The 18,817-nt window shown below is 41.9% G+C and carries 21 protein-coding genes; 13 read left to right on the top strand and 8 right to left on the bottom strand.

What is annotated here, in order from left to right:
* Nucleotides 1–11: 11 nt before the first annotated feature.
* The 8 genes from G632_RS0111205 to G632_RS21760 all read left to right on the top strand — a co-directional run bounded on the left by G632_RS0111205 (nt 12) and on the right by G632_RS21760 (nt 6,653).
* On the top strand, nt 12–911 hold the full coding sequence (locus tag G632_RS0111205) for a ParB/RepB/Spo0J family partition protein (protein WP_022769277.1): 900 nt from the start codon (nt 12–14) through the stop codon (nt 909–911).
* A gap of 18 nt (nt 912–929) precedes the next feature.
* Complete coding sequence (locus G632_RS0111200; RefSeq protein WP_022769276.1) at nt 930–1,454, top strand: DUF4446 family protein; 525 nt, start codon at nt 930–932, stop codon at nt 1,452–1,454.
* Nucleotides 1,455–1,505: 51 nt separating this feature from the next.
* Nucleotides 1,506–2,798 carry a serine--tRNA ligase gene (gene serS / locus G632_RS0111195; protein ID WP_022769275.1) on the top strand — a complete coding sequence of 431 codons (1,293 nt, stop codon included), beginning with the start codon at nt 1,506–1,508 and terminating at the stop codon, nt 2,796–2,798.
* A 33-nt stretch (nt 2,799–2,831) separates the two neighbouring features.
* On the top strand, nt 2,832–3,716 hold the full coding sequence (locus tag G632_RS0111190) for a DUF3881 family protein (protein WP_022769274.1): 885 nt from the start codon (nt 2,832–2,834) through the stop codon (nt 3,714–3,716).
* A 15-nt stretch (nt 3,717–3,731) separates the two neighbouring features.
* The gene (deoD, locus tag G632_RS0111185) at nt 3,732–4,439 is read left to right on the top strand and encodes a purine-nucleoside phosphorylase (RefSeq protein ID WP_022764910.1); all 708 of its coding nucleotides are present in this window, start codon (nt 3,732–3,734) and stop codon (nt 4,437–4,439) included.
* Between the two features lie 59 nt (nt 4,440–4,498).
* Nucleotides 4,499–5,077, top strand: coding sequence for a hypothetical protein (locus tag G632_RS21275; protein ID WP_022769272.1), 579 nt, complete (start codon nt 4,499–4,501; stop codon nt 5,075–5,077).
* A gap of 160 nt (nt 5,078–5,237) precedes the next feature.
* A complete protein-coding gene (locus G632_RS22585; RefSeq protein ID WP_022769271.1) occupies nt 5,238–5,402 on the top strand; it encodes a PRC-barrel domain-containing protein in 165 nt (54 codons plus the stop codon).
* Between the two features lie 189 nt (nt 5,403–5,591).
* Nucleotides 5,592–6,653, top strand: a complete 1,062-nt coding sequence (locus G632_RS21760) for an acyltransferase family protein (protein WP_022769270.1) — start codon at nt 5,592–5,594, stop codon at nt 6,651–6,653.
* Between the two features lie 417 nt (nt 6,654–7,070).
* Here G632_RS21760 and G632_RS0111160 read toward each other — a convergent pair whose 3' ends face one another.
* The 8 genes from G632_RS0111160 to G632_RS0111125 all read right to left on the bottom strand — a co-directional run bounded on the left by G632_RS0111160 (nt 7,071) and on the right by G632_RS0111125 (nt 14,811).
* The gene (locus G632_RS0111160; protein ID WP_022769268.1) at nt 7,071–7,700 is read right to left on the bottom strand and encodes a methylated-DNA--[protein]-cysteine S-methyltransferase; all 630 of its coding nucleotides are present in this window, start codon (nt 7,698–7,700) and stop codon (nt 7,071–7,073) included.
* A 28-nt stretch (nt 7,701–7,728) separates the two neighbouring features.
* The gene (locus G632_RS0111155) at nt 7,729–8,418 is read right to left on the bottom strand and encodes a hypothetical protein (RefSeq protein WP_022769267.1); all 690 of its coding nucleotides are present in this window, start codon (nt 8,416–8,418) and stop codon (nt 7,729–7,731) included.
* A 5-nt stretch (nt 8,419–8,423) separates the two neighbouring features.
* Nucleotides 8,424–8,660 (bottom strand): helix-turn-helix transcriptional regulator, encoded by a 237-nt coding sequence (locus G632_RS0111150; protein ID WP_022769266.1) that lies wholly within the window; start codon nt 8,658–8,660, stop codon nt 8,424–8,426.
* A complete protein-coding gene (locus G632_RS0111145) occupies nt 8,653–9,132 on the bottom strand; it encodes a hypothetical protein (RefSeq protein ID WP_022769264.1) in 480 nt (159 codons plus the stop codon). Before G632_RS0111145 ends, G632_RS0111150 begins: the two co-directional genes overlap by 8 nt.
* 99 nt (nt 9,133–9,231) lie before the next feature.
* Nucleotides 9,232–10,584, bottom strand: a complete 1,353-nt coding sequence (locus G632_RS0111140) for an MATE family efflux transporter (protein ID WP_022769263.1) — start codon at nt 10,582–10,584, stop codon at nt 9,232–9,234.
* Complete coding sequence (abc-f, locus tag G632_RS19770; RefSeq protein ID WP_022769262.1) at nt 10,577–12,037, bottom strand: ribosomal protection-like ABC-F family protein; 1,461 nt, start codon at nt 12,035–12,037, stop codon at nt 10,577–10,579. The genes G632_RS0111140 and abc-f overlap by 8 nt, the downstream gene beginning before the upstream one ends.
* Nucleotides 12,038–12,057: 20 nt before the next feature.
* Nucleotides 12,058–13,332: an MFS transporter gene (locus G632_RS0111130; protein WP_022769260.1), complete on the bottom strand. Its 1,275-nt coding sequence runs from the start codon at nt 13,330–13,332 to the stop codon at nt 12,058–12,060.
* Nucleotides 13,333–13,680: 348 nt separating this feature from the next.
* On the bottom strand, nt 13,681–14,811 hold the full coding sequence (locus G632_RS0111125; protein WP_022769259.1) for an SLC13 family permease: 1,131 nt from the start codon (nt 14,809–14,811) through the stop codon (nt 13,681–13,683).
* Between the two features lie 107 nt (nt 14,812–14,918).
* Here G632_RS0111125 and G632_RS0111120 point away from each other — a divergent pair, with 107 nt between their 5' ends.
* From G632_RS0111120 to G632_RS0111100, 5 genes are all read left to right on the top strand, one after another.
* The gene (locus G632_RS0111120; protein ID WP_022769258.1) at nt 14,919–15,359 is read left to right on the top strand and encodes a LytTR family DNA-binding domain-containing protein; all 441 of its coding nucleotides are present in this window, start codon (nt 14,919–14,921) and stop codon (nt 15,357–15,359) included.
* 1 nt (nt 15,360) lies between these two features.
* Nucleotides 15,361–15,834 (top strand): DUF3021 family protein, encoded by a 474-nt coding sequence (locus G632_RS0111115; RefSeq protein ID WP_022769256.1) that lies wholly within the window; start codon nt 15,361–15,363, stop codon nt 15,832–15,834.
* Between the two features lie 111 nt (nt 15,835–15,945).
* Nucleotides 15,946–16,629 (top strand): ABC transporter ATP-binding protein, encoded by a 684-nt coding sequence (locus tag G632_RS19765; protein ID WP_022769255.1) that lies wholly within the window; start codon nt 15,946–15,948, stop codon nt 16,627–16,629.
* Nucleotides 16,630–16,644: 15 nt separating this feature from the next.
* A complete protein-coding gene (locus G632_RS0111105; protein ID WP_022769254.1) occupies nt 16,645–17,436 on the top strand; it encodes an ABC transporter permease subunit in 792 nt (263 codons plus the stop codon).
* A gap of 164 nt (nt 17,437–17,600) precedes the next feature.
* On the top strand, nt 17,601–18,449 hold the full coding sequence (locus G632_RS0111100) for an AraC family transcriptional regulator (protein ID WP_022769252.1): 849 nt from the start codon (nt 17,601–17,603) through the stop codon (nt 18,447–18,449).
* Nucleotides 18,450–18,817 lie beyond the last annotated feature (368 nt).

Raw genomic sequence — 18,817 nt, 5'->3', positions numbered from 1 at the left:
GGAGGAATAACATGGCACCAAAGAATGCAAAAAGAGGACTTGGAAAGGGATTAGATGCAATGATCCCAGCCAAGGTAACTAATGCGAAAAAAGAAATACCGACTGAACAGCATATAGAAGGTCAGGTAGTAAAGTTAAACATTACAAAGATTGAACCAAACAGGAATCAGCCCAGAAAGACATTTGATGAAGATGCTCTTTTGGAACTGGCTGAATCAATCAAACAGTTTGGAATAATTAATCCTATTATTGTAACAGATAAAAAAGACCACTATGAAATAGTTGGTGGTGAGCGTCGTTGGAGAGCAGCAAGAAAAGCAGGACTTAAAGAAGTTCCGGTTATTATAAAAGATTTAACAGAGAATGAGATTGCTGAGATTGCTCTTATTGATAATATTCAGAGAGAAGACATCAATCCCATTGAAGAAGCGCTGGCATATAAAAAACTCATTGAGGACTTTGGATATACACAAGATGTAGTTGCTGAGAAAGTTTCAAAGAGCAGAGTAACAATTACCAATTCATTAAGACTATTAAAGCTTGGTGAAAAAGTAAGACAAATGGTAATTGATGGGCAGCTTTCAACCGGACATGCAAGAGCATTAATTCCTGTTGATGATCTTGATGAACAGTATCTACTGGCTCAGAAAGTTTTTGATGAGAAACTAAATGTTAGAGATACTGAGAAACTTGTAAAGAATCTTGGAAAGACAGCATCAAGGAAAAAGACTGCAACTAAGTCTAATCCAAGCATCGATGCAGTTTATGCAGAAGTTTCCGAGAAGTGCAAACAGGCACTTGGCACCAAGGTTGAAGTTACATCCAAGGGAGATGGTGTAGGACTTATACAGATTGAGTTCTACAACAATGATGACCTTGAGAAAATCATCGATAGAATCTGCAGAGAATAAAACTTATTTGGGGGAAATATGAACAGCAATATTTTTAATGCTATCGGGCTAGGCGCATTAGATCCGGGAATTCTTTTTCTGGTTTTGATCCTTCTGTTAATTGTTCTTATTGTACTGGTTGTTCTTCAGGGGAAGAAATTTAAAAAGCTGGAAAGAAAATACAATAAGTTCATGCAGGGAAAAGAAGCTGACTCATTAGAAGATGAGATCATAGGTCTTTTCCATGATAACAGACTTATAAGAAGTGAGAACGAAAAGAACCGAAAAGATATTATTGATATCAACAGAAGAATGGCAAGAACCTTCCAAAAGGTTGGACTTCATAAGTATGATGCATTCAATCAAAGTGGTGGTAAGCTCAGCTTTGCACTTTGCCTTTTGGATGAGAGCGACAACGGAGTGCTTCTTAACTCAGTTCACAGCACAGACGGATTAAACTATTCTTATTCAAAAGATATAAAAGCCGGAATCGCTGACGTGGAACTTAGCGGTGAAGAAAAGAAAGCTCTTGATATGGCACTTGAAAGTGTTAACAGAAGATAAGATTTATAAAATATAATTGCATAAAATATATTTAAGTGGAGGAGATCAAAAATGATCGACATTAAATTTTTAAGAGAGAATCCTGACGTAGTTAGGGAGAACATCAAGAAGAAATTCCAGGATGAGAAGCTTCCTCTTGTTGATGAGGTTATTGCACTTGACGAGCAGAGAAGAATCAATCAGCAGGAAGCAGATGAGATAAGAGCTCACAGAAACAAGATCTCAAAAGAGATCGGTGGACTTATGGCTCAGGGCAAGAAGGACGAAGCTATGGCACTTAAGGATGAAGTTGCCAAGGAAGCTAAGCGTCTTGAAGAGCTTGAGGCTAAGCAGAAAGAGCTCGATGAGCAGGTAACAAATAAGATGATGATCATTCCTCAGATCATCGATGAGTCAGTACCTATCGGTAAGGATGATTCACAGAACGTTGAGATCCAGAAGTATGGTGATCCGGTTGTTCCTGATTTTGAGATTCCATACCACACTGATATTATGGAGAGTTTTAACGGAATCGATCTTGATGCTGCAAGAAGAGTAGCAGGTAATGGTTTCTACTATCTCATGGGCGACATCGCAAGACTTCACTCAGCAGTTATCAGCTATGCAAGAGACTTCATGATCGACAGAGGTTTCACTTACTGTGTTCCTCCTTTCATGATCCACGGAAATGTTGTTGCAGGTGTTATGAGCTTCCCTGAGATGGAGGCTATGATGTATAAGATTGAAGGTGAGGATCTTTACCTCATCGGAACCAGTGAGCATTCAATGATCGGTAAGTTCATCGATCAGATTGTTCCTGAAGATCAGATGCCTATGGCTCTTACCAGCTATTCACCTTGTTTTAGAAAAGAGAAAGGTGCACACGGTATCGAGGAGAGAGGTGTTTACAGAATCCATCAGTTCGAGAAGCAGGAGATGGTAGTTATCTGTAAGCCTGAGGATTCAAAGACATGGTATGACAAGCTCTGGCAGAACACAGTTGATCTGTTCAGATCACTGGATATTCCTGTCAGAACTCTTGAGTGCTGTTCAGGAGACCTTGCAGATCTTAAGTGCAAGAGCTGCGACGTAGAAGCATGGTCACCAAGACAGAAGAAGTACTTCGAGGTTGGAAGCTGCTCAAATCTTGGCGATGCTCAGGCAAGAAGACTTCGTATCAGAATCAAGGGCAAGGATGGAAACTATCTTGCTCATACACTTAACAATACAGTTGTTGCTCCTCCAAGAATGCTCATAGCATTCCTTGAGAACAACCTTCAGGCTGACGGAACGGTTAAGATTCCTGAGGTTCTTCGTCCTTACATGGGTGGCAAGGAAGTTCTTGTTCCCAATGCTAAGGCATGAGATCAATGTAATCGGAAATGAGGTATAATCTTTTTGCACAAGTTTTTAAGAGCTGTTGGTTTTTCAAAAATTAAAGATAGAAAAGAACTGACTGCGCTTATCACGAGTTCTATTCAGAATGCTCAGAAGAGGTCCTATGTGACCAACAATGAGAACGTGATCCTGGCGGAGTTTGCCAGGGACTTTGCTGACAGGATCGGAGTAGCAGTATGCGGTGAATTTGATGATGAAGATAAGTTCATCTACGAGTACTACTACCCGTACCTTATCCCATCTGCTGTAAGTACCGAAGAAGATATCAATATTGAGAGACATGCAGCCACATATTCATACGCAGGAGTCTGCAATGAACCAAGGCTTGGCGTGACACTTATTTTCTATCTTCAGAACATGGTTCCTTACATCAAGTATGAGAACGAAAACAAGTTTCCAATCAAGGGAACTACGCTTTCTCTTTCAGCTCTTTCAATCAAGGGTCAGATCATGATGCCGATTGCAAAGACCGAAGAAGAGAAAGAGGTCGCAAAGAAAAAACTAAATTACAGAAATAAACTTATAAACAATGCAAGACGAGGGGACGAAACAGCCATTGAGTCCCTGACTCTTGATGACATGGATCTTTACACGACCCTTTCCAAGAAGATCAGGAAGCAGGATATCTACAGCCTGGTTGATACTTACTTTATGCCTTATGGTGTTGAGTGCGATCAGTATTCTGTTTTGGGAGAGGTTGTTGATAGTCAGAAGGTCATCAATCGTTTCACGGATGAAGCTGTCTACATTATGAGGATCCTTTGCAACGAGATTGAGTTTGACGTGTGCATCAACGAGGCAGACCTTCTCGGAGAGCCGGCTGTAGGCAGAAGATTTAAAGGAAATATCTGGATGCAGGGAATGATAAACTATCCGGATAATTAAAAAAAGGAGGTAGTTATGGCAACACCACACAATCAAGCAGAAAAAGGCGATTTCGCCAAGACCGTTCTTATGCCCGGGGATCCACTCAGGGCGAAATTTATTGCAGAGAACTTCCTTACAGATATTAAGTGCGTAAATGAAGTAAGAGGAATGCTGGGCTTTACCGGTAAGTACGAGGGAAAAGAGGTGTCTGTAATGGGACACGGAATGGGAATTCCTTCAATCGGTATATATACCTATGAGCTCTTTAATTTCTACGATGTTGACAACATCATCAGAGTCGGCAGCGCAGGCGGACTTCAGGACGATGTAAATGTTATGGATATCATCTTTGCTCAGGGAGCACACACAGATTCCAACTACGGATTCCAGTTCGGACTTCCGGGAACATTCGCTCCTACATGCAGCTACAATATCCTCGAGAAAGCAGTTGCTATCGCTAAGGAGAAAGGCGTTAAGTATCACGTAGGTGATGTTCTTTCTTCAGATGCATTCTACAAGAAGTGCAACGAGAGTGAGCTCTACAGAAACATGGGCGCTCTTGCAGTAGAGATGGAGACACCTGCTCTTTACATGAACGCAGCAGAAGCTAAGAAGAATGCTCTTACAATCCTTACATGCTCAGATCACCTCTTCAAGACAGAAGAGCTCACAGCAAAAGAGCGTGAGACCGGATTTACAGATATGATGGAGATTGCTCTCAAGACTGCAATTCAGCTTTAATTGCTATTATGAGGAAATTTGAGGAAAAATTTCTTAGACTAGATAATTTCAATTCTTCTATGTTAGTTTCACCTGAGATTATACGTGGATGTATTAGTCATTTATATACTACCTTAGATATAATTGACGAGAATTTATCGGATAATGGTTCTGATAAATTTTCACTTTTGGTTGAAAAGGCAAATCTATCCTCAGTTGTTGGTAATATACTAGGATCAGGAGTTGTAAAATATAGTAATAATAGATACTACAGAAATGAGCCTAACACTTATCCGGATTTGTTACCGACAGATAGTAGAAATATGGGAATTGAGATTAAAACTGCTATTGGAAGAAATGCTCCCAAAGGCCATCACGTAAAATCGGGTAATTACTTAATTTTTAGGTATAGTCTTACAGATATAAATGGGATTCTTTCAAGTAAAGTAGAAAATCTTAACACAGTTACAATCTGGGAAGTAAAGCAAGGCTATCTTGAAGAAACGGATTTCACTTATAGTGATACTCGTTTTGATTCAGGAAAAACAGCCACAATAAAGCTTTCTTCTCTGGATAATCTTCCACTATTGTATTTTGATCATATGGCATGCCCATATAAACATCATTCTTTAAGTACACCATATAGTGGATTCAACTAATCTCCAAAAGAGGATAAAACAAAAGCCCTTGACCAAGCTGGGAGCGTCATAAGACAGTAATGTTTAAGAATTTAAGAATGGGAAGGCGTGGCTTTGGTCACGCCTTTTCTTGTGCTAAGAGTTCATTCAGAGGGATGAATCCCAATCCGTCATACTGGATATGGATGTGCTGTCTGCGGATGAGTATTTTATCGCCAATCTTATCGGGATCGGTATCCTTGATGAAAATGGCGAAGAGATCGGCATCCTGAAGGATTTTATGCAAACCGGTGCAAACGACAAATACGACCCTCCAAATTTGGAGGGGCGTTCAACTCTGCAATGAGCAGTTGAGACTGGCGAAGTTTAAGCGTTTATTATGTGATTCCCATAAGGCCAGAAAGATTTCGGGATTCAGGTATTTTACACTTAGATGTAAAAGATTTGAATGGTTCTGGGTTTTGCGCAAAATATATCATTGTATCAGAAAAGAAAAAGTTGATTATAAAAACGTGTAAAAAAGGAGAATGGTGTTATGGATTATGCTATTATGTTGGGTATTCTGCTGTTTTTGGCTGTTGACATTTTGTTTAAGGCCAAGATTAAGGAAGATTCTTCGCATTTCTTTGATTTGAGCAATTCAAAGGCAATGCGAGGCTTCTGGTGTTTTATTGTTATTTTGGTTCACGTTCCTGCCGCATATCAAAACCGTATTCAGGACATGATAGGCAGTTTTGCCTATATAGGCGTGACCTTCTTTTTCATGACTTCAGGGTACGGACTGGCTTTAAGCTATGCCAAAAGCGAGTCTTCATTAAAAATGTTTTGGCGCAAACGTTTACCGAAACTGTTAATTACAACGTGGGTTATTGCTGCTATTTTTGAGCCTTTGGCATGCATCTTCTTAGATAAGCAGCCTAACATATTAGGCATTTTCAGAGTAAGCGGATGGGTACTTTGGCTGATAATCTGCTACTTCTTCTTTTGGATTACGCATTTATTTAAGACTAAGACAAACGTATTAAACGATGCTATCTGTATAGCGTTGGTAGTTGCATTCAGTTTAACAATGTATTTCCTGAAACATAAAGGTATCGTTGTAAACACAATATGGCCTACAGAATGCTACGGTTTTGCGTGGGGCATATTGCTGTATAGATTCAAAGACAGATTCATTGAGGCAATGAGCTCCAAATGGATTATTAAAACAATCGTTATTATGGTGGTAGCTTTGTGCTTTGGTATGGCATACCTTAAGTTTAAGCCTGTGTTCTTTGCCGGTGATTATTTGCTTAAAGTAATTCTTGGCGTAGCAATTACCGCATTTGTTTTGGCGACAAACGTAAAAGTATCATACGGAAATAAGATTAATTCTTTTCTTGGTGAGATATCATTTGAAATATATCTCTTACACGGAAGAGTATTCAAAATGGTATATACCTTATTGCCCAAGCTTAAATCAGGTGTCTTCATTATTTGCTCTATAGTGTTGACTGTGATTTGTGCATTGGTGGTTCACTTTATAGTGGTCAGATTGGTACGCCTCGTTCAAATGATTCCTTTTATGAATACGCGTCCCGCAAAAAAGGCTGACTAAAGCCCGAAGGCGATTCTTAAAAAACTTTTAGAAAGGCGCCCGTATGAAGCACGTAGCAATCATTTCACCATGCATAATGACATAGATATTTTCAGATCTGCGAAGTATTGCAAGAGACTTGCCGAGAGCGGAGTGACTTTTTCAAATATGACCCTCCAAATTTGGAGGGTCGTTCAACCAACCAAACGTTCCTACCATTAATGTTGTGGTTGATATGGTTGCCGCCCAACGCAGGATTGCCAAGATAATAGGCGGCGAGGTTGATGTAAAGGCATAAACCATCTCATTATTTTAATAAGAAAAGGAAGTCTGGAAGGTATGTTCCTTTCAGACTTCTTCTTTTTTTGCCAATCCACCGCGACAGTGCTCATTTTGCGTTACTGTCTTATGAACACTGCCGTAAGGTCAGGGGCTTTATTATTTATTTCGCCATTGATATTTATGTAGATCAACAACTCCGTCTTTTACTTCGACACCTTCTGATTGCAGGATTTCTCCCTGCTTCCAGGCTCCGCCAAATGCATAGTTGCCGGCAAGTTCACCTTTTGAGTTTACTACACGGTGACATGGAATCGTGCTTGGGTCAGGGTTTTTGTGAAGAGCATTTCCTACGGCTCTTGCCATCTTTTTATCCCCAGCTTCTTCTGCAACCTGCGCATAAGTTGCAACGCACCCTTTTGGGATTCTGGTAACAGCATCATAAATTCTCTTAGTCGGAGAATCTGCTATTAGGTCATAGCTCTCAGCAATCATGAGCTTAATGTCCTTATCCGGGATACTTCCATCGAGGATGATTGTATTCCAATGCTCCTTATTCTGATGGTATCCGGGAATCACTGAGCTGTAAGCCTTTCTCCAGAAAAAAGCTGTCTCGGGATCAACCTTCACATTGAGATTTATGAAACCTTCTCTTTCATAAGTCCAAAGGAATGCTTTTTTATTATACTTATATCGCACCAGCTGCCAGTTAGGATCGTGGAAGGGCGCTTCCTGATAAGTATCCGGAAAAGATAATCCGTATTTTAATGCTTCTTCTCTTGTTTTCATGAAATAATTCTAACACATTCAAATAGAATTACTCATAATTCACTGTTATTTTTCCAAGCGTTATTCTATTAAGGACCTTATCATTGGTCTTAACGTTATGCTCCGGTAAAATCTTTTCCTGATAATATGCTCCGTCCCAGTTAACAAGTTTATCCGGATCTTCTGTGTATCCAATAAAACTCTGAGTTTTTGTAAGGTTATCGGAGTACTTTTTTGCGATAGCTTGTTTTATCCTCATATTGGTGAGGATGTTTTCATCAAGTCCGGTCCTTGCAAGCTGATCACGCGTCATACCACTAAAAATCATCTTTGCTTCGACCATTGCTTGTTTTTCTTCCGCGCTGCTTAATGCGACTGCTTCTAAAAGAGCTCTTTTATAATAAATCTCATCAGATATACAGGTGTTTACTGCCACCTTCTTGGCATAATCACAAACAAACTGAGAATCCATGCCGGCTGAAAAATGAGTATTCCACCAGTGCTTTGGATTCTCAGGATCATATAAAAGAGCCTGATTCTGGACAAACTCTTCTATTTCATATATGTAATAACCAAATTCTCTTAAAGTTATCTCGGTATCATCGACTGTGATCAAAGGCTCATCAAGATGGTCTTCGTAAACGAATCTACTCAGTATTTTTCCGCAAATGGCAGCAACTATCAGGATGACATTTGCAATTAAAATTATTATGATAGCTCTATTAACCGATCTCTTCATAATCACTATCCATCCTGTTTAAAAAGCTCCTGGAATTCCTTTCTTCCGGGAACCCAAGCCTTTTCATAAATGTGAGTGAAATGGTTTTTTACTGTCTGTTCAGAAATTCCGAGCATATATGCAATTCTACGATTTGAAAACCCCGACACTTTAAGGTATCCGAGTTCAAGCTCCCTCGTAGTAAGGCCAAAATTACGGGCTATATTAAGATATTGCTCTTTCGTAATTCCAGGATCAATCATCTTCCATATCCATCTCTTCATTCATCTTGCGCTCAGCATTAAGCTTAAGCGGCAGAAGGAAAAACTCGATGATAACTGCATAGAAGCCTGCAAGAAAACAGACAGCCAGGTTCGGTCCTATTGTTTCAGGATCGGAAAGATGTCCCATAAGAAGTATTGCTGATATTATGATGGCAAAGAGTGCACCAAAGATAGTAAGTTTTTGTGCAGCTCCCACTGCTTCAATAATGTTCTTAAGCTCCAGCAGTCTGAAATCTTTTATGCCTACTGAAAATGACTTCAAAAAATCTTTCCATTCTCCCATGATAATAAGTCCGGGAATCAGAATCAGCAGAACAAGTATGAGAGAAGGCCAGTCAAGAAACCATGTCACAGCTGAAAAACCAAAACTGGTTCCTAGTGTGCTGATAAAAAATACTACAAGGAAAAGTACAAGCTCTCCAAGTAAAACGGTACGTATATTTTTTTTCATAGATATACTCCTTTTCGTGCTCATATCATAAATAAAATGTTCCTAATATGACGTTATCATATGTGCGAAAAGAAATATATAGTACCTTTTTGAACGCAATCAGTCCAACTCTTCTCTGGTAATATTCCTTGCCCACTTGTGACTGTAGAAGTGCTTAAGTACCCAGGGCCATTTCACAAACTCATCGGTGCATAGCAGGAAGAACACTACCTTTACCGGGAGCTTAAAGACAAAGGCTGCAAGAAGTCCCAGTGGCACAGCGTAGCACCACATGTCTATTGTGTCGCAGATAAATCCAAATTTGCTGTCACCCCCTGCTCTGAAGATACCGGCGATAAGGCAGGTATTTACTGCAGTTCCCATGATGTAGTAGGTGCTGATGAGCAGCATGAACTTCAGATAATCAAGAGCCTGTGGAGTGAGGGAAGCGTGGGTAAGTGCAAAGGGCATGACGAGAGCAACAACTATTCCGCCTAAGATTCCTGCCAGGATAGTCAGGCGAAAGAGCGTGTGTGCTGCCTTTATTCCTTCATCTCTCTGACCGCTTCCAAGGATCTGACCTACTATGATGCCAGTAGCTGAAGCCATTCCGAAGCAGAAGACTGTTCCGAGGTTTCGCACGACATTTGTAATGGAATAGGCTGCAACCATGTCATTTCCAAGGTGACCGATTATCACGGAGTACATGGAAAAAGCCAGTGACCAGGACAGGTCATTTCCTATAGCCGGCAGAGCCATGGAAAAGAAATCCTTCTCCAAAAGCCTGTGTCTTTCAAACATGGGCTTTAGTGACAGCTTCACTTCGGCACCGGATATAGAAACTACGATGCAGAATATTAGCTGTATCAGGCGGCTCAATGTAGTAGCGATTGCAACACCGATAACACCCAGCTTTGGAACGCCAAGAAGTCCGAAGATAAACACAGCATTTAAGCAGACATTAACTATTAGTGCAGTAGTCTCAATAACTGTACTTGTCCCGACTCTGCCGATACACCTCAGGATAGCCATGTACACTGCACTTATAGCCCAGAACAATAGGCCCGGGGCAATGAAGCGAAGGTACCTGGCACCAAGTTCTATAAGTACCGGATCAGAAGTGTAGATATACATAAGCTTCTGAGGTATCGTCATGCAGAAAAATGCACCCAGGGCAGCAACCGACAAGGAAAACTTAAGGCCGATTCCCTCAATCTTTTCGATGGTCACAAGATCGCCTTTGCCATAATACTGGGCTGCCAGCATTGCGATTCCTGTACCGATCCCGTAGAGCAGCATAAACAGAATTCCCACAAGAGAGTTTGCAAGGGACACGGCACTTATGGCATCCTGGCCAACATAGTTAAGCATCAGTACATCCGCGCTGTTAACGGATGCGTCGATGATATTCTGAAATATGATGGGCAGAGCAACTACCCATATTTTCCTGTATAAAGATTCTTTGTTATTCACTTTTAATTATCTTTCCGTCTTGAATCAAAAGCTTTTCAGTAGCAACATGTTCCACGAAAGTTTTATCGTGGGAAACGAAGATAAGAGTTCCCTCATATTCCATAAGGAGTTTTTCCAGCGCTTCAATTGAAGGGATATCAAGGTAGTTGGTGGGCTCATCCAGTATCAGGAAATTCACATCAGACACAAAGAGCATTGCAAAGGACAGCTTCATCCTCTCGCCGCCGGATAAGTCAGATGCCTTCTTCTGAATATCTCTTTCTGTTAAAAGAAGTCTCGCAAGAATTATACGTGCGATGCTTTCCTTCTGGATACTGACATCCCTGACATTTTCAAGGACCGTTTTGTCCATATCGATCTGGCTCATGTTCTGCCTTGCGTAGCCGATCTTGGCACCGGGAACAACATAGATGCCTTCTCTCTTATTGATGAGTTCAATAAGCGTTGTTTTTCCTGCGCCGTTATCTCCGACAAGAGCTACCTTAGCTCCATTTTTAATTATAAAGTCTGCATCATCAAAAATCAGCTTTTCATCATATCCAAAGGAGAGGTGTTCTCCTCTTATGACGATAGGATTTCTCGGAGGATTGGTCAGGCGTAAGTCAGGTCTCGCAACCGGCTCTTCCTTAGGCTTTTCCTTGACCTCCATGTGCTCGATCCTCTTGAGCACGTTCTCTGCACTCTTTTCAAGACTGCGCGCCTTATCCTCGGGCTTTCTGTTTCCGCAAAGAGCAATGGCTTTGGCCTCGCTGGATGTCAGGTTCTTTGGTTTTTTCACAACGCTTTTTGCCTTGGCTTTTTTCTGAAGATAAACGCCCTGGAGTCTTTTTTTCTCGGCCTGATAATTTTCATACTCCGCGTACTGGCTCTTTTTCAAAAGAGCTTTCTGCTCAAGATAGTCATCGTAGTTACCGTCAAAGAAATTCAGCTCCCCGAAGGAAACTTCTATAATCCTGTCACAGACTGCGTTTAAGAGTGCTCTGTCATGGCTTATCAGGACAAGAGTCTCGATCTCGGAAAGTCTCTTTTTCAAAAGCTCCACTCCCGCGCTGTCCAGGTTAGAGGTTGGCTCATCGAGAAAGGCCACGGCCCTCTGACTGGAAAAGAGCTGTGAAAGTCGTATCCTCGTGTTCTCACCGCCGCTGACATTCTCCTGCCAGAGCTGGTCTGAGACGCCAAGCTTACCGGCTTCTGAGTAGTCGGCATCGTCATAGCTTAGCCCGTCACCAAACTGCTCAAAATAAAAGGGAGTACAGTACTGGGAAACCTTGCCTCGTGTAGGCTCGATGCTTCCCGATAATACCTTTAAGAGCGTTGTCTTACCTGCACCGTTTATTCCGACAAGCCCGACCTTCTCGCCTTCGTAGAGGTAGAACCTCTCAAAGTTGAGAACTGTCTGCTCGCCGTAAGTTACTTCTATATTTTCTGCTTCAATCAGTAGTTTTTTAGACATCAGTGCCTCCTTTCGAAGGATTACATATTTCTGTTGTAGATCTTTTTAACGTGTTCTCTGTTTCCGCCGATGATCAGGATGGCAGCAACAACACTGGCAAGTTCAAACAGCAGCAGTACTGCTCGCTGATCCATAACCAGTGTAAGAGACCCGGCAAGAAGTTCGGCGATAAGTGAGCCTGAAGTTGATAGCACCTGAAATGCGCCGTTGAACCTTCCCTTGTTCTCATCGGGAACATAGCTCTGTGTAGATGAGATTCTTATGGTATAGCTCGTAACTCCACCGACGCCCACAAAGAAACTCAGTATCATCGCAACACGTAATGGGGTATAGAGATAGAGTCCTTCAAATATTCCGATCATGATGTAAACAAAAAGCGCGATATAAAACTTATTGCCGGCATCAAGCTTTTTCTTGTAATGGAAAGCGCCGCCCAGAGCTCTTCCCACAAAGCTCATACCGAATACCATCATGAACAGATACTCGCCGTTTTCAAAATTCCCTTTAAAGTAGGGAAGGCAGATTACATTCGATGCGCCTCCTGCCATGGAACTGAACAGGAAGTAAATGGCAATCGCCATAAGTCCTTTTTCGGAAAAGAGATATCTAAAACCTTCTTTAATGTCGACAAGAACCCTGGAGACTTTTGAAAGATCATCACCTTCAATGCTTTTCTTTTGTTTCTCAATGTATTTTTCTTCAGCTCTGATCCGGGTTTCCAAAGTTGCAGCCACTAAAAAGCAAACTGCGTTGATCATAAGAAGTGGTCCCATACCAAAGAGCTTATAGAAAAAGGTCGCTACCGGTACCATGAATATGGCAAAAGTCTCAAGGACGCTGGCTATGGAATATGCCTTTGAATAATTTCCCTCAGATATAAGCAGCGGATAAAAGCTGTCGTAAGCAACCATGTAGATACTGTTTACTGATCCTACCGTTAAACTAAACAGCGCAAAGAGCGGGAAATTAAACCACCCGTGGGAGAGCAGTATTCCAAGCAGCAGATATAAGCCGCCCATCATAAAGTCCAGGGTGTAGATCATCTTTTTTCTTGAGAACCTGTCCAATATTGCGCCTGAAATAATAGGAACAATGAGCTGCGGAACAGTGTAGGTCATAAGGTAGATCGCGTAGAGCATTGTGGAGCCGGTGTAATCCAGCACCATAAGGCTAAGGGCAAATCCCGCCATGCTGTTTCCCAGCATGGAGACTACGCTGCCCACGGTTATTATTGTGAAGTCCCTTGTCCACAGGGGCTTTCTAATTTCTAGATCATTTGAATCTGTCTTTTCCATGATGTCCTCCTAAGTAAGTCGAAATATAAAATAAAAAAGATCCGTATGCATTACGCAAACGGACCTTGTCTATCTCAAAATCTAATTATCCCGGTGTTTTGGTATTTAAGCTATGGCACAAAAAAAGCACCTATCCGGAATTAGAAAAGATCTGCAATAGAATGATACGATTCGCGCAACGCAAATAACACCCTCGCGGGTCAATTACTGCTATTACTTACTGAATCAATATCACCTATTCAACATCCCTCTCTACCTCCAAAATTGTGCTTGGGAAACTAACCACTTACATTTGTAACATGTTTATCTGCCTTCGTCAACAAAAATCAGAAACTAATTTACGAAGGGTCATAAACTTCTGATAATTACGTATGTCAGAACCAGAGCAATCAGGAACACTACATTCACTGCGGTGAAAACCAGGAGATACTTTCCGCTGTTTTCTTTGTATTCCTTGCTGTAGGCTTTATAAGAAATAAGCGAAGCCATAGAAGCAATGAGTGTTCCAAGGCCGCCTACGTTAACTCCGATAAGCAGTGACTTGTAGTTGATAGTAAAGCCGGAGAGCATAAGAGTTGCAGGAACATTGCTGATTATCTGGCTGAGTGCAACGGATATTCCAAACTCGCGACCAATCAAGACTTCTTGTAGGAACGAACTGATAACTTCAATTCTGCCCATATTTCCGGTGAAAATGAAAAATCCGATGAAGGTCAGGAGCAGAATATAGTCTGCGCGGAAGAGAATCTTGTAATCCATTCCGCCAACAATTACGAGAACGATGATCGCAAATACGTACCAGGGAAGGAGCCTTACTACTGTTAAAAGAGCTATCGCAAAAAGCACTGCATAGATGATTATCTGGCGCTTGCTTCCAAAGTTACTGATGATGGAAGAATTGTTGCTCTTCTTAAGGCTCTTTTCCCTGCCCGGTATGATAAGGAGGCCGAGAACAAGGAGAACTGCAGAGACAAGAGAAAAGGGCAGCATGATCATGACAAAGTGGATAAGGCTCATGCCTGTAAGTCCGTACAGATACAGGTTCTGGGGATTACCGATGGGAGTCAGCATGCTTCCAAGGTTTGCTGCAACTGTCTGAAGAACAACGGTTGGGATCATCATGTCTTCTCGTCCGCAGTCATGAAGTATCATCAGAGCAAAGGGAACAAAGGTGATGAGCGCCACATCGTTGGTGATGAGCATGCTTCCAAAGAAGCACATGAAGATGAGCATTGCTGATAGCTGCCAGCTCTTTGTCACTTTGGATAAAAGAAATCCCGCAATCCTGTCAAATACTGAATTCTCTTTAAAGCCCTGGATGATAACCATAAGTCCCCAGAGGATGCCGAGGGACCTGAAATCTATGTAGCCAAGGTACTCTCTGCCCGGGTGAACAAAGAATGCAGATATAATGGCCAGTATCCATGCGATACACAGAACGGTGTCGATTTTACGTATATTTTTAAAAACTCTTCCCATGTTTTTTTCCTCGAATTCTAAATCTCAAAACGACGAAATAATACCACAAAAATGTGTCTTTTTGCAAGGATTACATTGTGTTATGTTAGATATAGGGAGAAACGGCCATGAATATTGACATTCATAAGATCACTGAAGGGGAAGAGAGCATTGTCATCAGGTACAGGGAGCTAAACCCTACAGTTGAGAGAATAATAGGAATATTGGAAGACGGCGACGGTAAGCTCTGGGGCAGGACAGAGTCGGGGAGCGTCTCCATTGAACTGGGAGACATCTTATATCTGGAAACGGTGGACGATAAGCTCTTTGCATATACGACAGATGTTGTGGCCAGAATTGAAGGGACACTGGTTTCCTTTATGAATGAAGTTAAGGATGAGACATTTTTCAGGTGCAGTAAATCCATGATCATTAATGTTGGAAAGGTGAGGGCACTAAAGAGCCTTTCCTCCAACAGGATCGACGCAACCATGGAAGGCGGAGAGCACATCATGATATCAAGAAGATACGCTGTGGATTTCAGAAGACTATTGAAAGGAGAAAGATGAGATGGGTGATAAAAAGAAAGACAAGTCGCGTGTTACCTTGTGGGAGCTCTATCTCACAAAAGAGATCGGCATAGAATTTAAGGCCTGTCTCTACTTCTTTGCAATATTGTTCTTCTACTGTGTGGTGAGGATTATCGGTGGCTCTTTTGTTGCAGATATGCTGCACATGCTGGAGATTATACTTGCGTGCTATGTTATAGGATACATCCAGGTTTATCTTCTGTGGAACTTTGATGAGGCGGATAGTCTTGGGGGAAAAGAGCTGTTGGGAATGGTGATATGCACGGCGGCATACAGCGCGCTGTCATATGCATTTGGGTGGTTTGACAGAAAGCCCATGGCAACGATTATCTTTGCTGCTTATCTGATGCTGACTTACATCTGCGTTTATTTTATCTATAAATCGAAGCGCTATATTGATGATAAAAGACTCAATGAGGACCTTCGGATATTCCAGTCCGAACATAAAAAGTGAATCTTAGGGGAATTAAAGTGCACCTTGCGGGAACAGCCATTGTTCCCGCTTTTTCTTTGTGTTAATCATAAATTAGAGATACGAAAATGATGAAAAACAGGAGGGGAAAATATGAGTAGTGTGGTTGAAATTAAAAACCTTACAAAGAGCTACGGAAAAAACCGCGGAGTCATAGATGTCTCTCTTGGCATTGAAGAGGGTGATATATTCGGGTTTCTCGGGCCAAACGGTGCCGGAAAGTCTACGACAATCCGCTCTATGCTGGGATTTCTTAAGATCAACAGCGGAGAAATAAAGATACTTGGAATGGACAGTATTAAGCAGCATGAGGAGATTCTAAGGAATGTTGGCTACATGCCATCTGAAGCCTGGTTCTACGATTCCATGAAGGTTAAGGATGTCATTAAGTATGCAGCGGATGTCAGAGGCCTTGACTGTTCTGCCGAGGCTGAGAAATTATGTGAGCGATTAAAGGTTGATAAGGATAAAAAGATCAAGCAGCTCTCTTACGGAAACAGAAAGAAAGTCAGCATAGTCTGTGCGATGCAGCACAGGCCAAAGCTCTTTATATTTGATGAGCCGACCGGTGGTCTGGATCCTTTGATGCAGAGGACGTTCTTTGAACTGGTCAGTGAATACGTGGACGAGGGGGCGACATGTCTTTTGTCCACACACGTACTTACTGAGGTCAACAAGTACTGCAGGCATGCGGCCATCATGAGAGAGGGAAGGCTCACTATGCTTGAAGATGTTGGAATTGATGACGATACGTTCCTTAAGTTCTATGAAGATTAAAGAAAGGAGGCAGCTATGAAACACATATTACTTAGAGAATTGAAGCTTAATTTAAAGACATTTCTGATATGGAGTATTTCTGTAGGAGCCATGGGGCTAGTCTGCATCCTTCTTTATCAGAGCATGGAAGGAGACATGAAGGACATGGCGGATATGTTCTCCAACATGGGAGCATTTTCCGATGCATTTGGTATGAGCACCTTGAGTATTGCTACGATTGAAGGATTCTTTGCGACGGAGGTCGGCACGGTACATGGTCTTGGAAGTGGCATGTTTGCTGCAATTCTGGCGATCGACATTCTGTCCAAGGAAGAGGATAAGCACAGCGGAGAGTTTCTGTTCTCGCTCCCGGTTTCAAGGAGCAAGGTTCTTGCAGCAAAGGGCGCATGCGTGGTTATCCTGCTCACGCTGTTTACTGTGATCTGCGCCGTGTTCTACATTTGCGGTTTTGTTTATCTTGGGGAAAATGTTCCTACTCAGGAATTTACTGCATTCATGCTCAGGCAGTTTTTGATGAACATCGAGACTGCAGCAATATGCTTCGGAATCTCAGCTTTTTCCGGAAAGAGCAAGATGGGTATGGGACTTGGAATAGTGCTGCTCTGTTATGTCTATGATCTAATGGGACGAGTTGTTCCGGACCTTAAGGATTATCTCTTTATTGGACCGTACTCTTACGCGAACGCATCTGAGATTTTCTCTGGAATAGAAGTAGAAGCTGCTGCACTTGTAACTGCAGCTATAGTCACGGTCTGCTGCGCAGCTATGGCGTTTGTAGTCTTTAACCGCAGAGACCTGGCCAGCTAAATGAGTCACTGGGGACGTTTCAGTTTGACTCATTTTGAGTCACTGGGGACGTTTCAAATTGACTCACTTTGATCAGACTGATCAGACAAAAGTGAGCACTTTTTGTCGGGAGAAGTATGTACAAGACCTCTATACTATAGTTACAATCAAGTTGGAGGTTACATATGAACTGGACAAAGATCATTGAAGATGCCATCAGGTTTATCGAGGAGAATATCACTGAAGATCTGACGGTTGGCAGGATTGCTCAGGAAGTGAACACATCCGCATTCTATTTCCAGAAGGGCTTTTCCATGCTGTGCGGATACACTGTCGGTGAATATGTCCGAATGAGAAGGCTTTCTCTTGCAGGAGAAGAACTGACTTCTTCAGACATCAAGGTGATTGACCTTGCCATGAAGTATGGCTATGACTCGGCAGACAGCTTCACCAAGGCGTTTACAAGATTTCACGGAAATACTCCAACTGATGTAAGACAAAATGGTGCAAGCATTAAAGCTTTTGCGCCGCTGCACATTAAACTGACATTAGATGGAGGGAAAACAATGGAATACAGGATTGAGAAAAAACCGGCATTTAAAGTAATGGGAGTTTCAAAGATTATCGATTATGGTAATGGCTACAGCACAATACCTAAGTTTTGGGATGAGGTATTTGCCAGTCCCGCAAACAAGATCATGGGCGTATACGGAGTATGCCTTGATGATGAAATCAAGGGAGATCAGTTCCGCTACATGATCGCGGATGATTACGACGAAGACAAGGCAAAGTCAGAAGGCTATGAGGTAAAAGAGATCCCGGAGTACACCTGGGCTGTGTTCCCATGCAAAGGTGCAATGCCACAGGCTCTGCAGAGCGTTAATACACAGGTCTTTAACGAGTGGCTTCCTGCCAGTAGTTATGAGATAGCTGCAGGTTTTAATATTGAATTCTATACAGATGAAAAGAAATATCCAAAAGGAGCGCAGGATCCTGAATATTACTCTGAGATCTGGGTTCCGGTAAAGGCGTAAGCACAAAATGAGTCAAAGTGAAACGTCCCCGTTGACTCACAAAAAAAGAAGTCTCGAAAATGACAATGTCATTAAGATAAGATGACGGAATAAGATCTCTATATCAGAAATGGTATAGAGGTCTTTTTTTATTAAAAAATAGTTGACAGATGACTGAAAAAGTGCGGCCGCTTTCGCTACGAATTGTATTTAGAAGTAGCGAAAGCGGCCCTTGAAATTAAAGACAAATCTTTTTTCAAGGAGGCACTAAATGAACTATTCTAAAACTGTTAAAAACAAGCTGCTGTCAATTATTGATCAAATGGACCGAGTTCATTGGCTATTTACCCGGAACCCAAATACGGATTTTTGCCGCACTAAGAAATGGT

The organism is Butyrivibrio sp. NC2007, assembly GCF_000421405.1.
In the GTDB taxonomy this organism is placed as follows: Bacteria; Bacillota; Clostridia; order Lachnospirales; family Lachnospiraceae; genus Butyrivibrio.
The sequence above is the reverse complement of the archived record's forward strand: the minus strand, read 5'-3'. Positions and strand labels throughout refer to the sequence as shown.

What these genes read in the sequence shown, in the direction of transcription:
- G632_RS0111205 (WP_022769277.1), top strand. Translation starts at nt 12, where the DNA reads ATGGCACCAAAGAATGCAAAAAGAGGACTTGGAAAGGGATTAGATGCA.
- G632_RS0111200 (WP_022769276.1), top strand. Translation starts at nt 930, where the DNA reads ATGAACAGCAATATTTTTAATGCTATCGGGCTAGGCGCATTAGATCCG.
- serS (WP_022769275.1), top strand. Translation starts at nt 1,506, where the DNA reads ATGATCGACATTAAATTTTTAAGAGAGAATCCTGACGTAGTTAGGGAG.
- deoD (WP_022764910.1), top strand. Translation starts at nt 3,732, where the DNA reads ATGGCAACACCACACAATCAAGCAGAAAAAGGCGATTTCGCCAAGACC.
- G632_RS21275 (WP_022769272.1), top strand. Translation starts at nt 4,499, where the DNA reads ATGTTAGTTTCACCTGAGATTATACGTGGATGTATTAGTCATTTATAT.
- G632_RS22585 (WP_022769271.1), top strand. Translation starts at nt 5,238, where the DNA reads ATGGATGTGCTGTCTGCGGATGAGTATTTTATCGCCAATCTTATCGGG.
- G632_RS21760 (WP_022769270.1), top strand. Translation starts at nt 5,592, where the DNA reads ATGGATTATGCTATTATGTTGGGTATTCTGCTGTTTTTGGCTGTTGAC.
- G632_RS0111160 (WP_022769268.1), bottom strand. Translation starts at nt 7,700, where the DNA reads ATGAAAACAAGAGAAGAAGCATTAAAATACGGATTATCTTTTCCGGAT.
- G632_RS0111155 (WP_022769267.1), bottom strand. Translation starts at nt 8,418, where the DNA reads ATGAAGAGATCGGTTAATAGAGCTATCATAATAATTTTAATTGCAAAT.
- G632_RS0111150 (WP_022769266.1), bottom strand. Translation starts at nt 8,660, where the DNA reads ATGATTGATCCTGGAATTACGAAAGAGCAATATCTTAATATAGCCCGT.
- G632_RS0111145 (WP_022769264.1), bottom strand. Translation starts at nt 9,132, where the DNA reads ATGAAAAAAAATATACGTACCGTTTTACTTGGAGAGCTTGTACTTTTC.
- abc-f (WP_022769262.1), bottom strand. Translation starts at nt 12,037, where the DNA reads ATGTCTAAAAAACTACTGATTGAAGCAGAAAATATAGAAGTAACTTAC.
- G632_RS0111130 (WP_022769260.1), bottom strand. Translation starts at nt 13,332, where the DNA reads ATGGAAAAGACAGATTCAAATGATCTAGAAATTAGAAAGCCCCTGTGG.
- G632_RS0111125 (WP_022769259.1), bottom strand. Translation starts at nt 14,811, where the DNA reads ATGGGAAGAGTTTTTAAAAATATACGTAAAATCGACACCGTTCTGTGT.
- G632_RS0111120 (WP_022769258.1), top strand. Translation starts at nt 14,919, where the DNA reads ATGAATATTGACATTCATAAGATCACTGAAGGGGAAGAGAGCATTGTC.
- G632_RS0111115 (WP_022769256.1), top strand. Translation starts at nt 15,361, where the DNA reads ATGGGTGATAAAAAGAAAGACAAGTCGCGTGTTACCTTGTGGGAGCTC.
- G632_RS19765 (WP_022769255.1), top strand. Translation starts at nt 15,946, where the DNA reads ATGAGTAGTGTGGTTGAAATTAAAAACCTTACAAAGAGCTACGGAAAA.
- G632_RS0111105 (WP_022769254.1), top strand. Translation starts at nt 16,645, where the DNA reads ATGAAACACATATTACTTAGAGAATTGAAGCTTAATTTAAAGACATTT.
- G632_RS0111100 (WP_022769252.1), top strand. Translation starts at nt 17,601, where the DNA reads ATGAACTGGACAAAGATCATTGAAGATGCCATCAGGTTTATCGAGGAG.